Here is a 16280-nt window from a genome sequence, read left to right as displayed (position 1 = left end):
ACCGCGCCGGAAGTGGCAGCTGTCGTTCCGCAGCCGCAGCCGCAGCCGCAGCCGCAGCCGCAGCCGCAGCCGCAGCCGCAGCCGTCGGCTACGGCGGCTGAGGCAGGCGGTGCGCAATCGACCGCCGAATCGGGGGAGCCGCTTGGCGCTTCCTCAGAGCCGCCAGTTGCACCGACCGCCGAATCGGTGGAGCCCTCCGGTGCTCTCTCGGAGCCGCCGGCTGCACCGATCGCCGAACCGCAGGCCGCCTCCTCGGAACCGTTGGCTGTAGATGCCGCACAGCCGTCTGCCGGATCGACGGAACCGACGGCTGCTCCAGCCACCGTGCCGCCCACCGAACCGCAGGCCGCCTCCTCGGAACCGTTGGCTGCAGATGCTGCACAGCCGTCTGCCGGATCGACGGAACCGACAGCTGCTCCAGCCACCGTGCCGCCCACTGAACCGCAGGGAGCGCCCGGCACTTCGCAGCCGACGACAACAGGCGATAAGACCCAGTCCGCGGCGCCAGAGGAACAGCCGCCGATGATCGGCGCTCACCTGCCCAGGCCGCCCTGGGGGCAGGCCGGTTTGCCGGCTCCCGGCAACGGTCCGGCACCCGCTCCCACGTACGGCACCAGCCCGGTCCCCGGCTCCGCACAAGGGCCCGGCCCGGTTCCGACGCATGGCATCACTCCCGTGCCGGGTTCAGCGGCTGCCCAAAGCGCCCCGGCTCCCGTGCACAGCGCCAGCCCCGAACCCGCGCAGAGCACTGGCCCAGCCGGTACGGTTCCCGCCCACAGCTCTGGCCTCCCCGGATCCGGCCCTGCGCCCAGCGCGGCGCAAGGCCCCGGCCCAGCGGGCTCTCAGGCGGACATCAACTCCGGCTCGGCCAGTCCGACTGCGCCCAATCCCGGTCCGGTCCCGGCTGCCGGCCCTGCGCAAACCACCGCCCCGGCCGGGTATGCCGCGGCTCTTAACCCGCCGCAGAACCCGGCGCAAGGCTTCACTTCTCCGCAGGCTCCCGCACCTCAGCAGAGCCCCGAAGTTCCGCAGAAGCCCATTGCAGCGCAGAGTTCCACTTCGCCGCCGAGCCCTGCCACACGGCATGACCCCAGCCAGCAGAATTCCGCCGCGGCGCAAGGCGCTGCACCCCAGCACAGCCCCACCCCGCGGGAAAGCCCCTTCCAACAGAGCCCCGCAGCTCAGCAGAGCGCAGTGCCGGTCTCCTCGCCGCTGAGCCCTGCAACACCGCCAGGCTCTGCTCCCCAGAACAGCCCTACCCCGCGGGAAAGCCGCCTTCAGCAGAGCCCCGCAGCGCCAACCTCCACCCCACCGCTGAGCTCTGCAACCCCGCAAGCACCCACACCCCAGCAAACCCCCGTGCCGCAAACCCCCATCCACCAACCCTCCGCAGCGCCCCAAACCCCACCAGCGCGCCCCAAGCCGGTCTTCCCCGGTCCCGAGTCCACCCCCCAGCCGTTCCCCGCCCGGCACGCCGCCCCGGCGCGGCCGGTCTTCCCCGGCCCCGGGACCATGCCTCCCGTCCCGCCCGCCGCCCCGAATGCGCGGCCCGTGTTTCCCGGGCGGGACACCCCGCTTCCGCAACCCACCCGCCAAGAACCCGAAACCCCGCCCCGGGGCACCCCGCGCGGCTGGTTCGACGAGTTCCCCGAATCCCCGGACGCCGCCGAAGAACCGCAGGACTTCGGCCCCACCGGGCAGCCGACCGAGATCCCCTACCGGTACAAGCGCTGACAGCCCGGCCGCGGGGTGCGAACCTTAGGACCATGTCCAAAGATCCGAACCCCGACCAGGGGTGGTACTACAACACCCGCACCCACCAGGTCGAGCACCTCGAACGCAGCCGTGGCGTCGACCTGCTCGGCCCCTACCCGGACGAGGCCACCGCCCGGCGCGCCCTCGACATCGCCCGGGAGCGCACCCGGCAGGCCGACGCGCAGGACGACGACTAAGGCGGCTAAACCGGCAGTCCCGGGCCCAGCACGAAGTCGGGATCCACCTGCGCGGCGAGGTCGGCGCCGGCCCAGGCGTGCGCGTTGCGCAGGTGGAACTCGACGGCCTGGTGCTGGTAACGCGCCCAGTCGCGCTGCTCCGCGTCCACCGTCGCCTGCATCGAACGCAGCGTCGAGAGGTTGCGCGGCTCGAGTTCGGCGATCGGCCGGGCCGTTCCTCGCTCCGCCGCGCGGACGTGCTTCGACGCCGAAAGCCAGCCCAGCAGCGCGCCGCCGGCCTGCTCCTGCAGGAACTCGACGTCTTCGGCGTCCGTCACCTTGTTGCCCACCACCACGAGCCGTACGCCGAAGTCGCGCGCGTAGTCCGCGTACTGGCGGTACACCCCGACGCTGCGGAGCGTCGGCTCGCACACCAGGAACGTCACGTCGAACCGGGTGAACAGCCCCGAAGCGAACGCGTCCGCGCCCGCCGTCATGTCCATCACGACGTACTCGCCCTCGACGTCGACCATGTGGTTCAGCAGCAGCTCCGCCGCCCCGACCTTCGAGTGGTAGCACTTGACGCCGAGGTCGTCCTCGTCGAACTGCCCGGTGACGCCGAGCCGGACGCCGCCCAGCTGGCGGAAGCACGCCGAAAACACCGGGTTGTCCTCGAACGGCCGGACCAGCCGCGAGCCGCGTCCCGGCGGGGTCGTCTTGATCATCGACGCCGCGTCCGGGATCCGCGGGTTGTCGCCGCGCAGGTAGTCCTTGATCAGCGCCGTGTTGTCACCCAGCGTCGGCCAGGCGAGCGCTTCCTCCTCGGTCGCGCCGAGCGCGACGGCGAGGTGCTGGTTGATGTCGGCGTCGATGGCGAGCACCGGCAGGCCCGCGTCGGCGAGGTACGCCACGAACAGCGACGAAAGCGTGGTCTTGCCGCTGCCGCCCTTGCCGACGAACGCGATCTTCACAGGAGGACCTTTCTGGGAATGAAGACGGTTTTCATTATTGCCGCGTAACGTACACCCGACCGGCCCGCGCCCGATCGGGCGATCTCCGGGCCCGGAGCGGGTTAGGGTTGGGGGGTGCCTCCCCTCGTGATCAGGACACACTCGGCGGGCGGGGACTTCGGCCCCCTGCGTGCCGAGTTCTCGCTGCCGGAGTCGTTCGGGCCCGAGGTGCTGGCCGAAGCGGAAGCGGCGGTGCTCGATCCGCTGGCCGACGCGGGTCCCCGGGAGGACGCGACGGACCTCCCGCTGGTCACCATCGACCCGCCCGGCGCCAAGGACCTCGACCAGGCGATGGTCGTCGAGAAGACCGCGCACGGCTTCCGCGTGCACTACGCGATCGCCGACCTCGCCGCCTTCGTCCCACCCGGCGGCGCGCTCGACCGGGAGGCGCGCCGGCGCGGCCAGACGCTCTACCTGCCCGACGGCAACGTCCCGCTGCACCCGCCGGTGCTGTCCGAAGGCGCGGCGAGCCTGCTGCCCGGCGAGGTCCGGCCCGCGGTGCTCTGGACCATCGAGACCGACGAGACGGGCGAGCCGACCGCCACCCGCGTCCGCCGCGCGCTGGTCCGGTCCACCGAGCAGTTCGACTACGAGACGGTGCAGGCCGCGCTCGACGCCGGCAAGCCGCACCCGTCGGTGGCCGCGCTGCCCGAGCTGGGCCGTCGGCGGCGCGAGCTGGCCGTCCGGCGCGGCGCCGTCGAGCTGCAGCTGCCGGAGCAGGAGATCACCGGCGACCCGGACGGCGGCTGGGTGCTCGCCCGCCGCCCGCGCACGGCCGTCGACGCCTGGAACGCCGAAATCTCGCTGCTCACCGGCATGGCCGCGGCGCGGATCATGCTTGACGCGCGGATCGGCGTCCTGCGCACGCTGCCCGACCCGGAGCCCGAGGCCGTCGACTGGCTGCGCCGCTCGGCCGAGGCGCTGGGCATCGCCTGGGCGCCCGGGACGACCGTCTCGGAGTTCCTGTCCAAGCTGGACCCCGGGCAGCCGGCGTCTATGGCGCTCTACGCCGACACGACCCGGCTGCTGCGCGGCGCGGGCTACACGGCGTTCGACGGCGAGCTGCCCGCGCTGACGACCCACGCGGGCATCGGCGGGGCGTACGCACACGTCACGGCCCCGATCCGGCGGCTGGTGGACCGGTTCGCCACGGAGATCTGCCTCGCCGTCTCGGCCGGGCGCGAGGTCCCGGAGTGGGTGCGGGCGGCGCTGGCCGACGTCCCGGAGCGGATGAGCGCGTCGGACACGCTCGCGGCGAAGGTCGAACGGGCCTGCATCGACCAGGTCGAGGCGTGGGTGCTGGCCGAGCACGTCGGCGGCGAGTTCAGCGCGGTGGTGCTGCGCGCGGACGAGAACAAGGCGGAGATCCTGGTCGAGGACCCGACGGTGATGGCGAAGTGCGCGGGGGAGAAGCTGACCGCGGGCGAGCGGATCGCGGTCCGGCTGACCGCGGTCGACGTCGACAAGCGGAAGGTGTCGTTCGAACGCGCATGACCCACCTCGTCGACGACCTCGGGGAGCCGGTGCCGCTGTCCGGACCGGCCGCACGCGTGGTGTCGCTCGTGCCGTCGCTGACCGAAGCGGTCGAGGTCAGCGCGCCCGGCCGCCTGGCCGGCGCGACGGACTACTGCATGCATCCGTCCACTCTGGACGTTCCGCGGGTGGGCGGCTCGAAGTACCCGAAGCTCGACCGGGTCCTGGACCTGGCGCCGGACCTGGTGCTCGCCAACGCGGAGGAGAACCGACCGGAGGACGTGGAACGCCTGCGCGCCAACGGGATCCCGGTCTGGGTGATGGCCGCGGCGGCGTCCGTCCCGGCGGCGCTGGGCTCGCTGCGGCGGATACTGACGCAGGCGTACGAGCTGGACGAGCCGGAGTGGCTGGTCACGGCGGAAGAGGTGTGGCGCGAAGTCCGGCCGGTGCGCTTCCACGCGGTGGTCCCGGTGTGGCGCAAGCCGTGGGTGGTCCTGGGCCGCGACACGTTCGCGGGCGACGTCCTGCGCCGCGTCGGCGTGGCGAACGCGTACGCGGCTTCGGAAGAGCGCTATCCACGGCCGGACATCGACGAGCTGCGGGCGCGGTTCGCGGCGGACGCGGACCTGCTGGTGCTCCCGGACGAGCCGTACGCGTTCACGGGGGAGGACGGCCCGGACCACTTCCCGGAGGTGCGGTACGTGCTGGTCTCGGGGCGGTACCTCACGTGGTACGGGCCGTCGCTCGTCGAGGCGCACGCCGCGTTGACCGACGCGCTGGCGAGCACCTAGACCCGGTCGCGCAGCCACCGTTCGAGGCGGCCGAAGTGTTCGTCGGTCAACCCGGTGTGCGCGTCGACCGGGATCAGCTCGGTCGCCGAACCCGTGCGGCGGTCCAGGAACGCGTCCCGCGCCTCGGGGAACAGGTCGAAGTCGTCGTCGAACCAGGCCAGCGGGCGGCCGGCCGCGAAGCGGGCCACCTGGCCGAACTTCCACGTCGGCGACGGGCCGGGGAACTCGATCACCGGCAGCGGCGGCAGCCCGATCGCCGGGCCGATCCAGCGGTTCGCCCGGTGTTCCCAGCTGGTTGCCCAGGCCAGCTCCGCGTCCGCGGAACCGGCCAGGGCGAGCAGTCGCGGGCCGTGGGCCGGGTCGAGCCAGATCCGCAAGCGCTTGCGGCTCCAGCGGGAGAGCCGCAGCGCCTGCTCGACGTAGCCGGCGGGTTTCGCGTGCCGCGGAGCCGCCCACGGGCTCAGCGGGCCGTCCACGTCGAGCAGGATCAGCGGTCTCACACCGCTTACAGCGTCAAACCGGTCAACACCGTTACCCGCTCCTCCGTGAAGTCCGCCATCGCCGCCGCCGGGCCCTCGCGGCCCACGCCCGAGTCCTTCACGCCGCCGTAGGGCATCTGGTCCGCGCGGAAGCTCGGCACGTCACCGACGATCACGCCGCCCACCTGCAACGCGGCCGACACCGAGAACGCCGTCGGGACGTCCCGGGTGAACACCCCGGCCTGCAACCCGAAGCGGGACGCGTTGATCCGCGAAACGCCCTCGGCCACCGAAACCACCCGGACCAGCGAGACCACCGGCCCGAACACCTCCTCGGCCATCACCGGCGCGTCCTCCGGGACGTCCGCCAGCACCGTCGGCTCCACCGTTGCGCCGGACCGGCCGCCGCCGGTCAGCAAGCGGGCTCCCGAAGACACCGCCGAGGAGACCCACGAGGACACCCGGGTCGCCGCGTCCTCGTTGATCAGCGGGCCGACGTCGACGCCGTCCGCGCGCGGGTCGCCCGTGCGCAGCGCCTCGACCTGCGCCAGAACCTTCGACACCAGAGCGTCGTACACGTCGGAGTGCGCGTACACCCGCTGCACCGAGATGCACGACTGCCCCGCCTGGTACATCGCGAAGGTCGCGATGCGCTGCGCCGCGAAGTCGAGGTCCGGCCAGTCGGGACAGACGAGGACTGCGGCGTTGCCGCCCAGCTCCAGGGCCACGTGCTTGCGCGGCACGCGGTCGCGGATCGCCCAGCCGACCGGCACCGAGCCGGTGAACGACACCACCGGCAGCCGCGGGTCCTCGACCAGGCGCGACGACGTCTCGTTGTCCACCGGCAGGATCGACCAGGACCCCGCCGGGAGGTCCGTCGAAGCCAGGATTTCGCCGAGCACCAACGCCGTCAGCGGCGTCGCCGGCGCGGGCTTGAGCACGATCGGCGCGCCCACCGCGATCGCCGGGGCCACCTTGTGCGCCACCAGGTTCAGCGGGAAGTTGAACGGCGTGATGCCGAGCACCGGGCCGCGCGGCACGCGCCGGACCAGCGCCAGCCGTCCGGTGCCGCCCGGGTCCGTGTCGAGCCGCTGCAACTCGCCGGAGAAGCGGCGGGCCTCCTCGGCGGCCCAGCGGAACGTCGACACCGCGCGCCCGACCTCGCCGCGCGCCCACTTCAGCGGCTTGCCCGACTCCGCCGTGATCAACGCGGCGATCTCTTCGGACCGTTCGCCCAAGGACCGGGACACGTGGTCCAGCGCCCCGGCGCGAACGTGCGCGGGCAGCGTCGCGAACTCGCCGGCGACCTCGGCCGCGGTCTGCACCGCGGCTTCGACGTCCGCGTCCGCGGGCACGAAGTGCGACCCCGCCTCCGAGCCGTCGAACGGGTGACGGACGAGGGCGGTGGCACCGGTGGTCACCGGCTTCCCGGCGACCCAGAACGGGAACGTCATGCGCGGGCCTCCGTCCGGACAGCGTGCTCGAGCACCGACAGGCCCTCGTCGAGCAGGTCGTTGGACAGCGACAGCGGCGGCAGCAGCCGGACGACGTTGCCGTACGTCCCGCAGGTCAGCACCACGACCCCGGCGCGGTGGCACGCCGCCGCGACGCGCTTGGTCAGGTCGGCGTCCGGCTGCGTCGTGCCCGGGCGGACGAACTCCGCGGCCAGCATCGCGCCGCGCCCGCGGACGTCACCGATGACGCCGGTTTCCGAAGCGAGCGCGCGCAACCGCGGCAGCACGGCGCCTTCGATGCGCTTGGCCGACGCGGCGAGGTCCTCGGTCTTCATCGTCTCGATCGAGCCGAGCGCCGCGGCGCAGGCGACCGGGTTGCCGCCGTACGTGCCGCCGAGGCCGCCGGGTCCGACGGCGTCCAGCAGTTCGGCGCGGCCGGTGACGGCGGACAGCGGCAGGCCGCCCGCGATGCCCTTGGCCGTCGCGATCAGGTCCGGCACCACGTCCTCGTCGGTGGAGGCGAACCACGAGCCGGTGCGGCAGAAGCCCGTCTGGACCTCGTCGGCGACGTACACGACGCCGTTTTCGCGGCACCAGGCCGCGATCGCGGGCAGGAAGCCGCGCGCCGGCTCGATGAACCCGCCCTCGCCCTGGATCGGCTCGAGGACGACCGCTGCGACCTGGTCGCCGCCGATCTGCTTCTCGATCCGGTCGATGGCCAGCGCCGCCGCTTCCGGCCCGGAGAGGCCGTCGCGGAACGGGTACGAGCCCGGCACGCGGTAGATCTCGGGCGCGAACGGGCCGAAGCCGTGCTTGTAGGGCACGGACTTCGCGGTCATGCCCATGGTGAGGTTGGTGCGGCCGTGGTAGGCGTGGTCGAACACGACGACGGCCTGGCGCCCGGTCGCCGTCCGCGCGATCTTCACGGCGTTCTCGACCGCTTCGGCGCCGGAGTTGAACAGCACCGACTTCTTCGCGTGGTCGCCCGGGGTCAGCTCGGCCAGTGCTTCGCAGACCTCGACGTACCCCTCGTACGGCGTGACCATGAAACAGGTGTGGGTGAACCAGCACGCCTGCTTGCGGACGCGGTCGACGACCGCCGGCGCGGAGTGCCCGACGTTGGTCACCGCGATGCCGGAGCCGAAGTCGATCAGCACGTTGCCGTCGGCGTCGGTGAGCAGACCGCCGCTGGCGGAGGTGACGTAGACGGGCAGCACCGAGCTGACCCCGGCGGCGACGGCGGCGGCGCGGCGCTGCTGCAGCTCGCGCGAGACGGGGCCGGGGATCTCGGTCTGCAGCCTGCGCTGCCGGGGCGCCGGCGCCTGCGGCTCGGTGGTGGTGCTTGCGGTCACGGCGTGCTCCTGGGAAGTCGGTGGACGTCCTCAGGATGAGCCCGGCCGCGGGCGCCGTCAGCTGGCCGTTCCGTACAGGAACGCGCGTAGAATTGGCCGTTATGGCACTCACGCTGGCCGGGCTGGCCGCCGAGCGCCCGCTCGGGCTGCGGGTGCTGACCGGCGACGACCTCCTGAACCGCCCGATCGGCTGGGTCCACCCGACCGAGCTGACGGATCCCCAGGCCTTCCTCGAAGGCGGCGAGCTGCTGCTCACCACCGGCCTGGCCCTGGACGAAGGGACGGCTCCGGCCTACGTCCGCCGTCTCGTGGCCGCCGGGGTCGCCGGCCTCGGCTTCGGCGTCGGGCTGAGCCACGAGCACGTCCCGCGGGCCCTCGTGACGACGGCGGCCGAAGTGGGGCTGCCGGTGCTGGAGGTGCCGCGGAAGACGCCGTTCATCGCGATCACCCGGGCGGTCTCGCGCGCGGTGGCGGCCGACGAGTACGCGACGACGGTCCGCATCGGCCGCGCCCAGCAGGAGCTGACCCGCACGGCGGTCGGCAAGGGCGGCCCGGCCGGAGTGCTGCGGAAGCTGGCGAAGCTGATCGACGGCTGGGTGCTGCTCTTCGATCGCACGACCGTGACCGAAGCCGCTCCGGCAAGCGCCCGGGCGTACGGCGTTTCGCTGCGCGAAGAGCTGGAGCGGCTTCGCACCGGTACGCGAGCCTTCTCGCTCGACGGGCAGGAGGTGGCGCTGCAGACCCTCGACACCAGCGCCCGGCGGGTGCTCGCCGTCGGCACCGCGGAGCCGCTCGACACCGCGGGCCGGCACATCGTGAACACCGCGGTTTCGGTGCTTTCCCTGGCACTGGAACAGGACCGCGCGCAAGCGGCGGCGCGGCAGGCGCTGCGGACCGGGCTGGTGGAATTGCTCGCGGGCGGTCAAGCCGAGCTGGCGCTGCGGGTGCTGATCGCTTCCGGCGGTGAGCCGCCGGAAGCGCCGTGGTCGGTGCTGGTGTTCCTCGGACCGCCCGCGGCCCGGCGCAAACTGCTCGGGGCGATGGAGGGTGAGTCGTTCGCGGCCCGCTCCGGTTCGTCGGTGGTCGCCTTCGGCCCGGCGAGCGTGGTCGAGCCGGCGGCCGAGGCGGCACTGCGGATCGGTGGCCTGCACGGCGGGGTGGCGGGGCCGGTCGCCCCCGGCGACTTCGCCACCGGGCTCCAGCAGGCGGAGCTGGCGGCCCGGGCGGCGGAGGCGGAAGGCAAAATCCTGGTCTCGGCGGCCGAACACACCGGCCGCGGCCTCCTGTCGCTGATCGACCCGGTGGTGGCGCAAGCGTTTGCCGGCGGCCTGCTTGCCCCACTGCGCCGCCACGACGAAACGGGCCGCGGCGACCTGGTCGAGTCCCTCCGCTGCTGGCTGGAGCACCACGGCCACTGGGACACCGCCGCCGCGCGGCTGGGCGTCCACCGGCACACCCTGCGCAACCGGATCACCAAGGCGCAGGAGCTGCTGGGCCGCGACCTCGACTCACCCGGCGTCCGCGCGGAGCTCTGGGTGGCGCTGCAGACCTAGCCGAACAGCACGATCGGCGAGTCCCCGCAGCGCCGCAGGCCCGGCCCGGGCTCCGCGCCCGCCGACCACCACGCCGGGACGTCGGCCTCGCGGACCAGCGAGCCCGTCGGCTGCCGGACGCTGTTGGACACGATCACCCGCCCCTGCGCGTTCAGCAACGCCGCGCCGCGGCCCAGGGAACGCAACCGCGGCCGCACCGCGCGCTCGAATTCGCGCACGTACACGTCCGCGCCCACCACACCCGCGAAAGCACCGGCGCGCGTGACCGGGATCGTGAACGTCAGCGTGTACTCGTCGGTGCACAGGTAATCCACGTACGGGCCGTTGATGTGCCGCCGCCCGGTGTCGCGGGGGACCGTGAACCACGACTGGCGCGTGTAGTCCAGGAAGTTCTCGCTCGCCGGGTCGAGGCTGATGAACAGCTGGGCCGGGGGCGAGCCGGCCGTCCACCATTCGAAGCCGAACTCCGAATCGGTCAGCACGTGCGGTGCGCTGACGAAGCCCGCGCCGATGACCAGGCCGCCCAGCACCTCGGCGACCTGCGGCCGGATCCGGTGCAGGGCCGCCGCGGCGGGGGCGTCCGCCAGTACCGACTCGGCGGCGGCCAGCAGGGGCTTGAGCCGCTCGAAAACCCCTTCCACCAACGCGGAAACCTGCTCGACGACCTCGTCGCCGGCCAGCGTGCGGGTGTCGTTCACGGTGCTCACCTCGATGCGCGGATTGCTGGAGTCTACGAGGCCGGCAACTCCAGGTGCACGTCCGCGAGGCGGTCGAGCGCGCCCAGCAGGTGCTCCTCGGTGAGTTTGCGGGCCAGTTCGCCGTCGGCGGCGTCGATCGCGGCGGTGATCGCCACGTGCTCTTCGTGCGCGTGGGCTCCGGGGGCGAGCGGCAGCCACAGCAGCCCGCCCAGCTCGCTCTGCAGGTGGACCTCTTCGTGCGTCAGCCGCGGCGACTGCGCGGCCGCCGCGACCTCCAGGTGGAACTGCCGCTCGGCCCGCGTGAAGTCGAGGCCGTGGGCCGTGCGGAGGTCGTCGGCCGCCAGGCGCAGGCGGGCGACGTCCTCGGGTGAGCTGCGCTCGGCGGCGAGCTTGGCCGCGGCCCCGGCGATCGCGAGGTAGTGGTCGCCGACGTCCCGCAGGTCCGACAGCGACACCTCGCGCAGCCGCGCGCGCCAGGCGTCCGCGGGCGGGTTGGCCGGCGCGCGGACGAAGCTGCCGCCGCTGCGGCCCCGCCGCGTCTCGACCAGCCCCTGCTGCCGCAACGCCACCAGCGCTTCCCGGACCGTCACCGTCGAGACGCCGAACTGCGCGGCCAGGTCGGCTTCGCTGGGCAGCTGTTCGGAGTCGGCGAGCAGGCCGAGCGTGATGGCGTCGACCAGCCGCGCCGCCACCGCCTCCGCCCGCCCGACCTGGCCGAGCGGCGCGAACATGGCGGATCGCGCGCTGTGCGACATGCCCTTGCGCATGGTGATCCTTCGGCCGTCGATTACCCGTTCGCACCAATCTTGCCGCATCCTCTTGTCCTATTACATATGGACTTATATGTTTTAGCTCCCCGAGCGCAGCCAGGAGGCACCGTGTCCTCTACCAGCCCACCCACCCCGCCGCAGGAGCTGAAGCACTACGTCGGCGGCGCGTACGTCGAGTCCAAGTCGGGCCGGACGGCGGAGATCATCGACCCGGTCACCGGCCGTCCCTACTGCACCGCGCCGATCGCCGGCCCCGAGGACGTCGACAATGCGCTGCAGGTCGCCGCGACCGCGTTCGAGACCTGGCGCGCGACGACGCCCGCCCAGCGCCAGCTCGCGCTGCTCAAGCTCGCCGACGCGCTCGAAGCCCGTGCCGAAGAGGTCGTCCGGGTCGAGTCCGCGAACACCGGCAAGCCGATCGCGCTGACCATGGCCGAAGAGATCCCGATGGTCCTCGACCAGGTCCGGTTCTTCGCCGGCGCCGCGCGCGTGCTCGAAGGCCGGGCCGCGGGCGAGTACCTGGAAGGCCACACCTCCTTCGTCCGCCGCGAGCCGGTCGGGGTGTGCGCCCAGGTCACGCCGTGGAACTACCCGCTGCTGATGGCCATCTGGAAGATCGCGCCCGCCCTGGCCGCCGGCAACACCGTCGTGCTCAAGCCCTCCGACACCACTCCGGCGTCGACGCTGCTGCTCGCCGAGATCGCCGGCGAGTTCCTGCCGCCGGGCGTGTTCAACGTGGTCTGCGGCGACCGCGACACCGGCCGTGCGCTGGTCGAGCACGAGATCCCGGCGACGGTGTCGATCACCGGCTCGGTCCGGGCGGGCATCGAAGTGGCGAAGTCCGCCGCGAACGACGTCAAGCGCGTGCACCTGGAGCTCGGCGGCAAGGCGCCGGTCATCGTCTTCGGTGACGCCGACCTCGAAGCGGCCGCCGAAGCCATCGCCGTCGCCGGGTACTTCAACGCGGGCCAGGACTGCACCGCCGCCACGCGCGTGCTGGTCGCCGACGACGTGCACGACACCTTCGTCGCCGCCCTCACCCGGCAGGCGGAGCAGACCAAGACGGGCCGGCCGGACGACGAAGACGTCGCCTTCGGCCCGCTCAACAACGCCGCGCAACTCGAAAAGGTGGCCGGGTTCGTCGACCGGCTGCCGGCGCACGCCACCGTCCACTGTGGAGGACACCGCGCGGACGGCGACGGCTACTTCTACGAAGCCACCGTGGTCTCCGGCGTCCGCCAGGACGACGAGATCAGCCAGCACGAGATCTTCGGCCCGGTCATCACCGTGCAGCGCTTCGAAGACGAGGCCGAAGCGCTGAAGGCCGCGAACGCCGTCCAGTACGGCCTCGCGTCCTCGGTCTGGACCCGCGACCACCAGCGGGCGATGCGCGCCGCCGCGAAGCTCGACTTCGGCTGCGTCTGGATCAACACGCACATCCCCCTGGTCGCCGAGATGCCGCACGGCGGGTTCAAGAAGTCCGGCTACGGCAAGGACCTCTCGCTCTACGGCCTCGAGGACTACACCCGCGTCAAGCACGTGATGAGCGCACTGTGAGGCTGACCGTGCCCAACCAAGCACCGACCGAGACGCGGGAAGAGCCCGCGGCGCCGGAAAGCACGCGCCCGGCGATCCGGCTTTCCGGGTTGCGCAAGCACTTCGGCGACGTCCACGCCGTCGACGGCGTCGACCTCGACATCCCGCCCGGCGAGTTCTTCTCGATGCTCGGCCCGTCCGGTTCCGGCAAGACGACGGTGCTGCGCATGATCGCGGGGTTCGAGCTGCCCACCGGGGGCACCATCGAGCTCGACGGCCACGACGTCAGCCGGCTCGCGCCGTTCGAGCGGGACGTCAACACGGTGTTCCAGGACTACGCGCTGTTCCCGCACATGACCGTGCAGCAGAACGTCGAGTACGGCCTGCGCGTCAAGCGCGTCCCGAAGCAGCAACGCCGGGAGCGGGCGCTCGAGGCGCTGAAGACCGTGCGGCTGGCGGACTACGGCTCGCGCAAGCCCGCGCAGCTGTCCGGCGGCCAGCGCCAGCGCGTCGCGCTCGCCCGCGCGCTGGTGAACCGGCCGAAGGTGCTGCTGCTCGACGAACCGCTCGGCGCGCTGGACCTCAAGCTGCGCCAGACCATGCAGCTGGAGCTCAAGCAGATCCAGCGGGACGTCGGCATCACGTTCGTCTTCGTCACCCACGACCAGGACGAAGCCCTCACCATGAGCGACCGCATCGCGGTGTTCAACGACGGGAAGATCGAGCAGGTCGGGCCGCCCGAAGAGGTCTACGAACGGCCCGCGAGCGCGTTCGTCGCCGGGTTCGTCGGCACGTCGAACCTGCTCGGCGGCCGCGGCGCCGAGTCCGTGATCGGCCGACCCGGGCTGTTCAGCATCCGGCCGGAGAAGATCCGCATCGACGACGCCCTGTCCGAACCCGCCGCGGTGGGGGACACCAGCGCCACCGGCACGGTCACCGACGTCGTCTACGCCGGGGCCACCGTGCGGTACTCGGTCGCGCTCGACGCCGGGGGACAGCTCTCGGTCGTCCGGCAGAACACCGACGGCGTCCTGGCGGACGGCCGCGTCCGGCTCAGCTGGCGCGACGAACACAGCTTCCAGGTCCAGTAGTAGTCCAGAAGGGTTGCCATGAAGAACAGGAAGACGCGGCTGGCCGGGCTCCTCGGCGCCAGCCTGCTGTTGGCTGCATGTGGCACGTCGGGCACGAGTTCGTCCGCGCCGCCGGGCGGGCAGGGGTTCACGCCGCCGAAGCTCGAAGCGCTGAAGGCGCTCGGGCAGCCGGAGGGCCAGCTGAACGTCCTGGCCTGGCCGGGGTACGCGGAGAACGGCTCGAACGACCCGAAGGTCAACTGGGTCACGCCGTTCGAGCAGCAGACCGGCTGCAAGGTGAACGTCAAGCCGTTCGGCACGTCCGACGAAGCCGTGACGCTGATGAAGACCGGGCAGTACGACGTCGTGTCCGCCTCCGGTGACGCGTCGCTGCGGCTCGTCGCTTCCGGCGACGCCGAGCCGGTGAACACCGCGCTGGTGCCGAACTACCACGACGTCCAGTCGTTCCTGAAGAACAAGTCGTGGAACAGCGTGAACGGGACGGCGTACGGCATTCCGCACGGCTGGGGCGCGAACCTGCTGACCTGGCGCACCGACAAGGTGACGCCCGCGCCGACCTCGTGGTCGGTGCTGTTCGACGCGAACTCGCCCCACAAGGGCAAGGTCATCGCCTACGACTCGCCGATCTACATCGCCGACGCCGCCCTGTACCTGATGGCGCACCAGCCGGACCTCGGCATCAAGAACCCGTACGCACTGGACGACAAGCAGTTCACCGCCGCGGTGAACCTGCTCAAGCAGCAGCGGCCGCTGGTGTCCGAGTACTGGTCGGACTACCTCAAGGAGTCGCAGGCGCTGAAGAACGGCGACGCCGTCGTCGGCACGGCCTGGCAGGTCACGGTCAACCTGACCAAGGGCGAAGGTGCTCCGCTGGAGTCGGCCGTGCCGAGCGAAGGCGCGACCGGGTGGTCGGACACCTGGATGGTCGCGGCGAAGTCGCAGCACAAGACGTGCGCGTACAAGTGGCTCGACTACATCATCAGCCCGAAGGTCAACGCCCAGGTCGCCGAGTACTTCGGTGAGGCGCCGGCCAACCCGAAGGCGTGCGCGGAGCTGACCGACAAGACCCTCTGCGACACCTACCACGCCAACGACGCCGCATACGCGGCGAAGATCGCCTACTGGACCACGCCGATCCAGCAGTGCCTCGACGGCCGCACGGACGTCAAGTGCAAGGACTACGGCGAGTGGACGAAGGCCTGGACCGAGATCAAGGGCTGATCCCCCCGAACTCCGGGAGCGGCGGGCTGTGTCCCCCCACTCCGCCCGCCGCTCCCGGACCCATCCCTGCGAGGCACGATGACCGCCGTTTCCGCCTTCTTCTACCGGAAACCCCGGCTGCGCCTGGGTTTCCTGCTGTCGGCCCCGCTGCTCTGGCTCGGCCTGGCCTACCTGGGCGCGCTCGCCGCGCTGTTCGTCACGGCGTTCTGGCGCACCGACGCCTTCACCGGCCAGGTCGTCATCGACTGGTCGCTGGACAACTTCAGGACCCTGTTCACCGACGCGGTGTACCGCACGATCACCTTCCGCACGGTCGGGATCGCGGCGCTGGTCACGGTGATCGACGCGGTGGTGGCGTTCCCCATGGCGTACGCGATGGCCAAGCTCGCTTCGCCGCGGGCGCAGCGGATCCTGGTGATCGCGGTGATGACACCGCTGTGGGCCAGCTACCTGGTGAAGGCGTACGCGTGGCGCTCGATGCTGTCCGGCAACGGCGCCCTGAGCTGGCTTTCGCCCGGTTACGGCGTCACGGCCACCATCATGACGCTGTCCTACCTCTGGCTGCCGTACATGATCCTGCCGATCTACGCGGGCCTCGACCGGCTGCCGGACTCCCTGGTGGACGCCTCCGGTGACCTGGGTGCCCGCTCGCTGCGGACGTTCCGCTCGGTGATCCTGCCGCTGACGTTCCCGGCGATCGTGGCGGGCTCGATCTTCACGTTCTCGCTGTCGCTGGGCGACTACATCGCGGTGAAGATCGTCGGCGGGACATCGCAGATGCTCGGCAACGTCGTCTACGACAACATCGGCGCGGCCAACAACCTCCCGTTCGCGGCGACGGTGGCGACCGTGCCGGTCGTGATCATGCTCGTGTACTTGGCCGCCGTCCGCCGTACCGGCGCGCTCGACAACCTCTAGGAG

The 16280-nt window shown here is 72.1% G+C and carries 15 protein-coding genes; 9 read left to right on the top strand and 6 right to left on the bottom strand.

Annotated elements, in window-relative coordinates; all coding sequences use genetic code 11:
- Nucleotides 1-1551 precede the first annotated feature (1551 nt).
- Together ACLJPY_RS20570 and ACLJPY_RS20565 are read left to right on the top strand one after the other, a co-directional pair.
- Nucleotides 1552-1734 (top strand): hypothetical protein, encoded by a 183-nt coding sequence (locus ACLJPY_RS20570; protein WP_410590644.1) that lies wholly within the window; start codon nucleotides 1552-1554, stop codon nucleotides 1732-1734.
- Between the two features lie 32 nt (nucleotides 1735-1766).
- Nucleotides 1767-1952, top strand: coding sequence for a hypothetical protein (locus tag ACLJPY_RS20565; RefSeq protein WP_410590643.1), 186 nt, complete (start codon nucleotides 1767-1769; stop codon nucleotides 1950-1952).
- Between the two features lie 5 nt (nucleotides 1953-1957).
- Here ACLJPY_RS20565 and ACLJPY_RS20560 read toward each other — a convergent pair whose 3' ends face one another.
- Nucleotides 1958-2902, bottom strand: coding sequence for an AAA family ATPase (locus tag ACLJPY_RS20560; RefSeq protein ID WP_410590641.1), 945 nt, complete (start codon nucleotides 2900-2902; stop codon nucleotides 1958-1960).
- A 126-nt stretch (nucleotides 2903-3028) separates the two neighbouring features.
- Here ACLJPY_RS20560 and ACLJPY_RS20555 point away from each other — a divergent pair, with 126 nt between their 5' ends.
- Nucleotides 3029-4435, top strand: coding sequence for an RNB domain-containing ribonuclease (locus ACLJPY_RS20555; protein ID WP_410590640.1), 1407 nt, complete (start codon nucleotides 3029-3031; stop codon nucleotides 4433-4435).
- A complete protein-coding gene (locus tag ACLJPY_RS20550; protein WP_410590639.1) occupies nucleotides 4432-5205 on the top strand; it encodes a helical backbone metal receptor in 774 nt (257 codons plus the stop codon). The genes ACLJPY_RS20555 and ACLJPY_RS20550 overlap by 4 nt, the downstream gene beginning before the upstream one ends.
- Here ACLJPY_RS20550 and ACLJPY_RS20545 read toward each other — a convergent pair.
- The 3 genes from ACLJPY_RS20545 to gabT are packed head-to-tail and all read right to left on the bottom strand — an operon-like array spanning nucleotide 5202 to nucleotide 8490.
- Nucleotides 5202-5705, bottom strand: a complete 504-nt coding sequence (locus ACLJPY_RS20545; RefSeq protein ID WP_410590638.1) for a hypothetical protein — start codon at nucleotides 5703-5705, stop codon at nucleotides 5202-5204. The genes ACLJPY_RS20550 and ACLJPY_RS20545 overlap by 4 nt on opposite strands.
- Nucleotides 5706-5710: 5 nt before the next feature.
- On the bottom strand, nucleotides 5711-7138 hold the full coding sequence (locus ACLJPY_RS20540; RefSeq protein ID WP_410590637.1) for an aldehyde dehydrogenase family protein: 1428 nt from the start codon (nucleotides 7136-7138) through the stop codon (nucleotides 5711-5713).
- A complete protein-coding gene (gabT, locus tag ACLJPY_RS20535) occupies nucleotides 7135-8490 on the bottom strand; it encodes a 4-aminobutyrate--2-oxoglutarate transaminase (RefSeq protein WP_410590636.1) in 1356 nt (451 codons plus the stop codon). Before gabT ends, ACLJPY_RS20540 begins: the two co-directional genes overlap by 4 nt.
- A 101-nt stretch (nucleotides 8491-8591) precedes the next feature.
- On the opposite strand from gabT, the gene ACLJPY_RS20530 reads away from it, so the two are divergent.
- The gene (locus ACLJPY_RS20530; RefSeq protein ID WP_410590635.1) at nucleotides 8592-10043 is read left to right on the top strand and encodes a PucR family transcriptional regulator; all 1452 of its coding nucleotides are present in this window, start codon (nucleotides 8592-8594) and stop codon (nucleotides 10041-10043) included.
- Here the strand turns inward: ACLJPY_RS20530 and ACLJPY_RS20525 are convergent.
- Together ACLJPY_RS20525 and ACLJPY_RS20520 are read right to left on the bottom strand one after the other, a co-directional pair.
- Nucleotides 10040-10741 carry a cache domain-containing protein gene (locus tag ACLJPY_RS20525; protein WP_410590633.1) on the bottom strand — a complete coding sequence of 234 codons (702 nt, stop codon included), beginning with the start codon at nucleotides 10739-10741 and terminating at the stop codon, nucleotides 10040-10042. The genes ACLJPY_RS20530 and ACLJPY_RS20525 overlap by 4 nt on opposite strands.
- A gap of 32 nt (nucleotides 10742-10773) precedes the next feature.
- Entirely contained in the window at nucleotides 10774-11508 is a 735-nt protein-coding gene (locus ACLJPY_RS20520; protein WP_410590631.1) for a FadR/GntR family transcriptional regulator, read from the bottom strand.
- A gap of 111 nt (nucleotides 11509-11619) precedes the next feature.
- On the opposite strand from ACLJPY_RS20520, the gene ACLJPY_RS20515 reads away from it, so the two are divergent.
- From ACLJPY_RS20515 to ACLJPY_RS20500, 4 genes are all read left to right on the top strand, one after another.
- Nucleotides 11620-13068 carry a gamma-aminobutyraldehyde dehydrogenase gene (locus ACLJPY_RS20515; RefSeq protein ID WP_410590630.1) on the top strand — a complete coding sequence of 483 codons (1449 nt, stop codon included), beginning with the start codon at nucleotides 11620-11622 and terminating at the stop codon, nucleotides 13066-13068.
- Complete coding sequence (locus tag ACLJPY_RS20510; RefSeq protein WP_410590629.1) at nucleotides 13065-14138, top strand: ABC transporter ATP-binding protein; 1074 nt, start codon at nucleotides 13065-13067, stop codon at nucleotides 14136-14138. Before ACLJPY_RS20515 ends, ACLJPY_RS20510 begins: the two co-directional genes overlap by 4 nt.
- Nucleotides 14139-14156: 18 nt before the next feature.
- Nucleotides 14157-15359, top strand: coding sequence for an ABC transporter substrate-binding protein (locus ACLJPY_RS20505; RefSeq protein ID WP_410590627.1), 1203 nt, complete (start codon nucleotides 14157-14159; stop codon nucleotides 15357-15359).
- Nucleotides 15360-15437: 78 nt separating this feature from the next.
- Nucleotides 15438-16277, top strand: coding sequence for an ABC transporter permease (locus ACLJPY_RS20500; RefSeq protein WP_410590625.1), 840 nt, complete (start codon nucleotides 15438-15440; stop codon nucleotides 16275-16277).
- The last annotated feature ends 3 nt before the right edge of the window (nucleotides 16278-16280 follow it).

It is taken from the genome of Amycolatopsis sp. lyj-23, assembly GCF_046549135.1.
Classification (GTDB): Bacteria; Actinomycetota; Actinomycetes; order Mycobacteriales; family Pseudonocardiaceae; genus Amycolatopsis.
Note: the sequence above shows the minus strand (reverse complement) of the source record. Positions and strands in the feature narration are given on the sequence as shown.

Bases quoted from the DNA above. Each gene is read 5' to 3' on its own strand.
- ACLJPY_RS20565 (WP_410590643.1), top strand. From the start codon at position 1,767: ATGTCCAAAGATCCGAACCCCGACCAGGGGTGGTACTACAACACCCGC.
- ACLJPY_RS20550 (WP_410590639.1), top strand. From the start codon at position 4,432: ATGACCCACCTCGTCGACGACCTCGGGGAGCCGGTGCCGCTGTCCGGA.
- ACLJPY_RS20540 (WP_410590637.1), bottom strand. From the start codon at position 7,138: ATGACGTTCCCGTTCTGGGTCGCCGGGAAGCCGGTGACCACCGGTGCC.
- ACLJPY_RS20530 (WP_410590635.1), top strand. From the start codon at position 8,592: ATGGCACTCACGCTGGCCGGGCTGGCCGCCGAGCGCCCGCTCGGGCTG.
- ACLJPY_RS20520 (WP_410590631.1), bottom strand. From the start codon at position 11,508: ATGCGCAAGGGCATGTCGCACAGCGCGCGATCCGCCATGTTCGCGCCG.
- ACLJPY_RS20505 (WP_410590627.1), top strand. From the start codon at position 14,157: ATGAAGAACAGGAAGACGCGGCTGGCCGGGCTCCTCGGCGCCAGCCTG.
- ACLJPY_RS20500 (WP_410590625.1), top strand. From the start codon at position 15,438: ATGACCGCCGTTTCCGCCTTCTTCTACCGGAAACCCCGGCTGCGCCTG.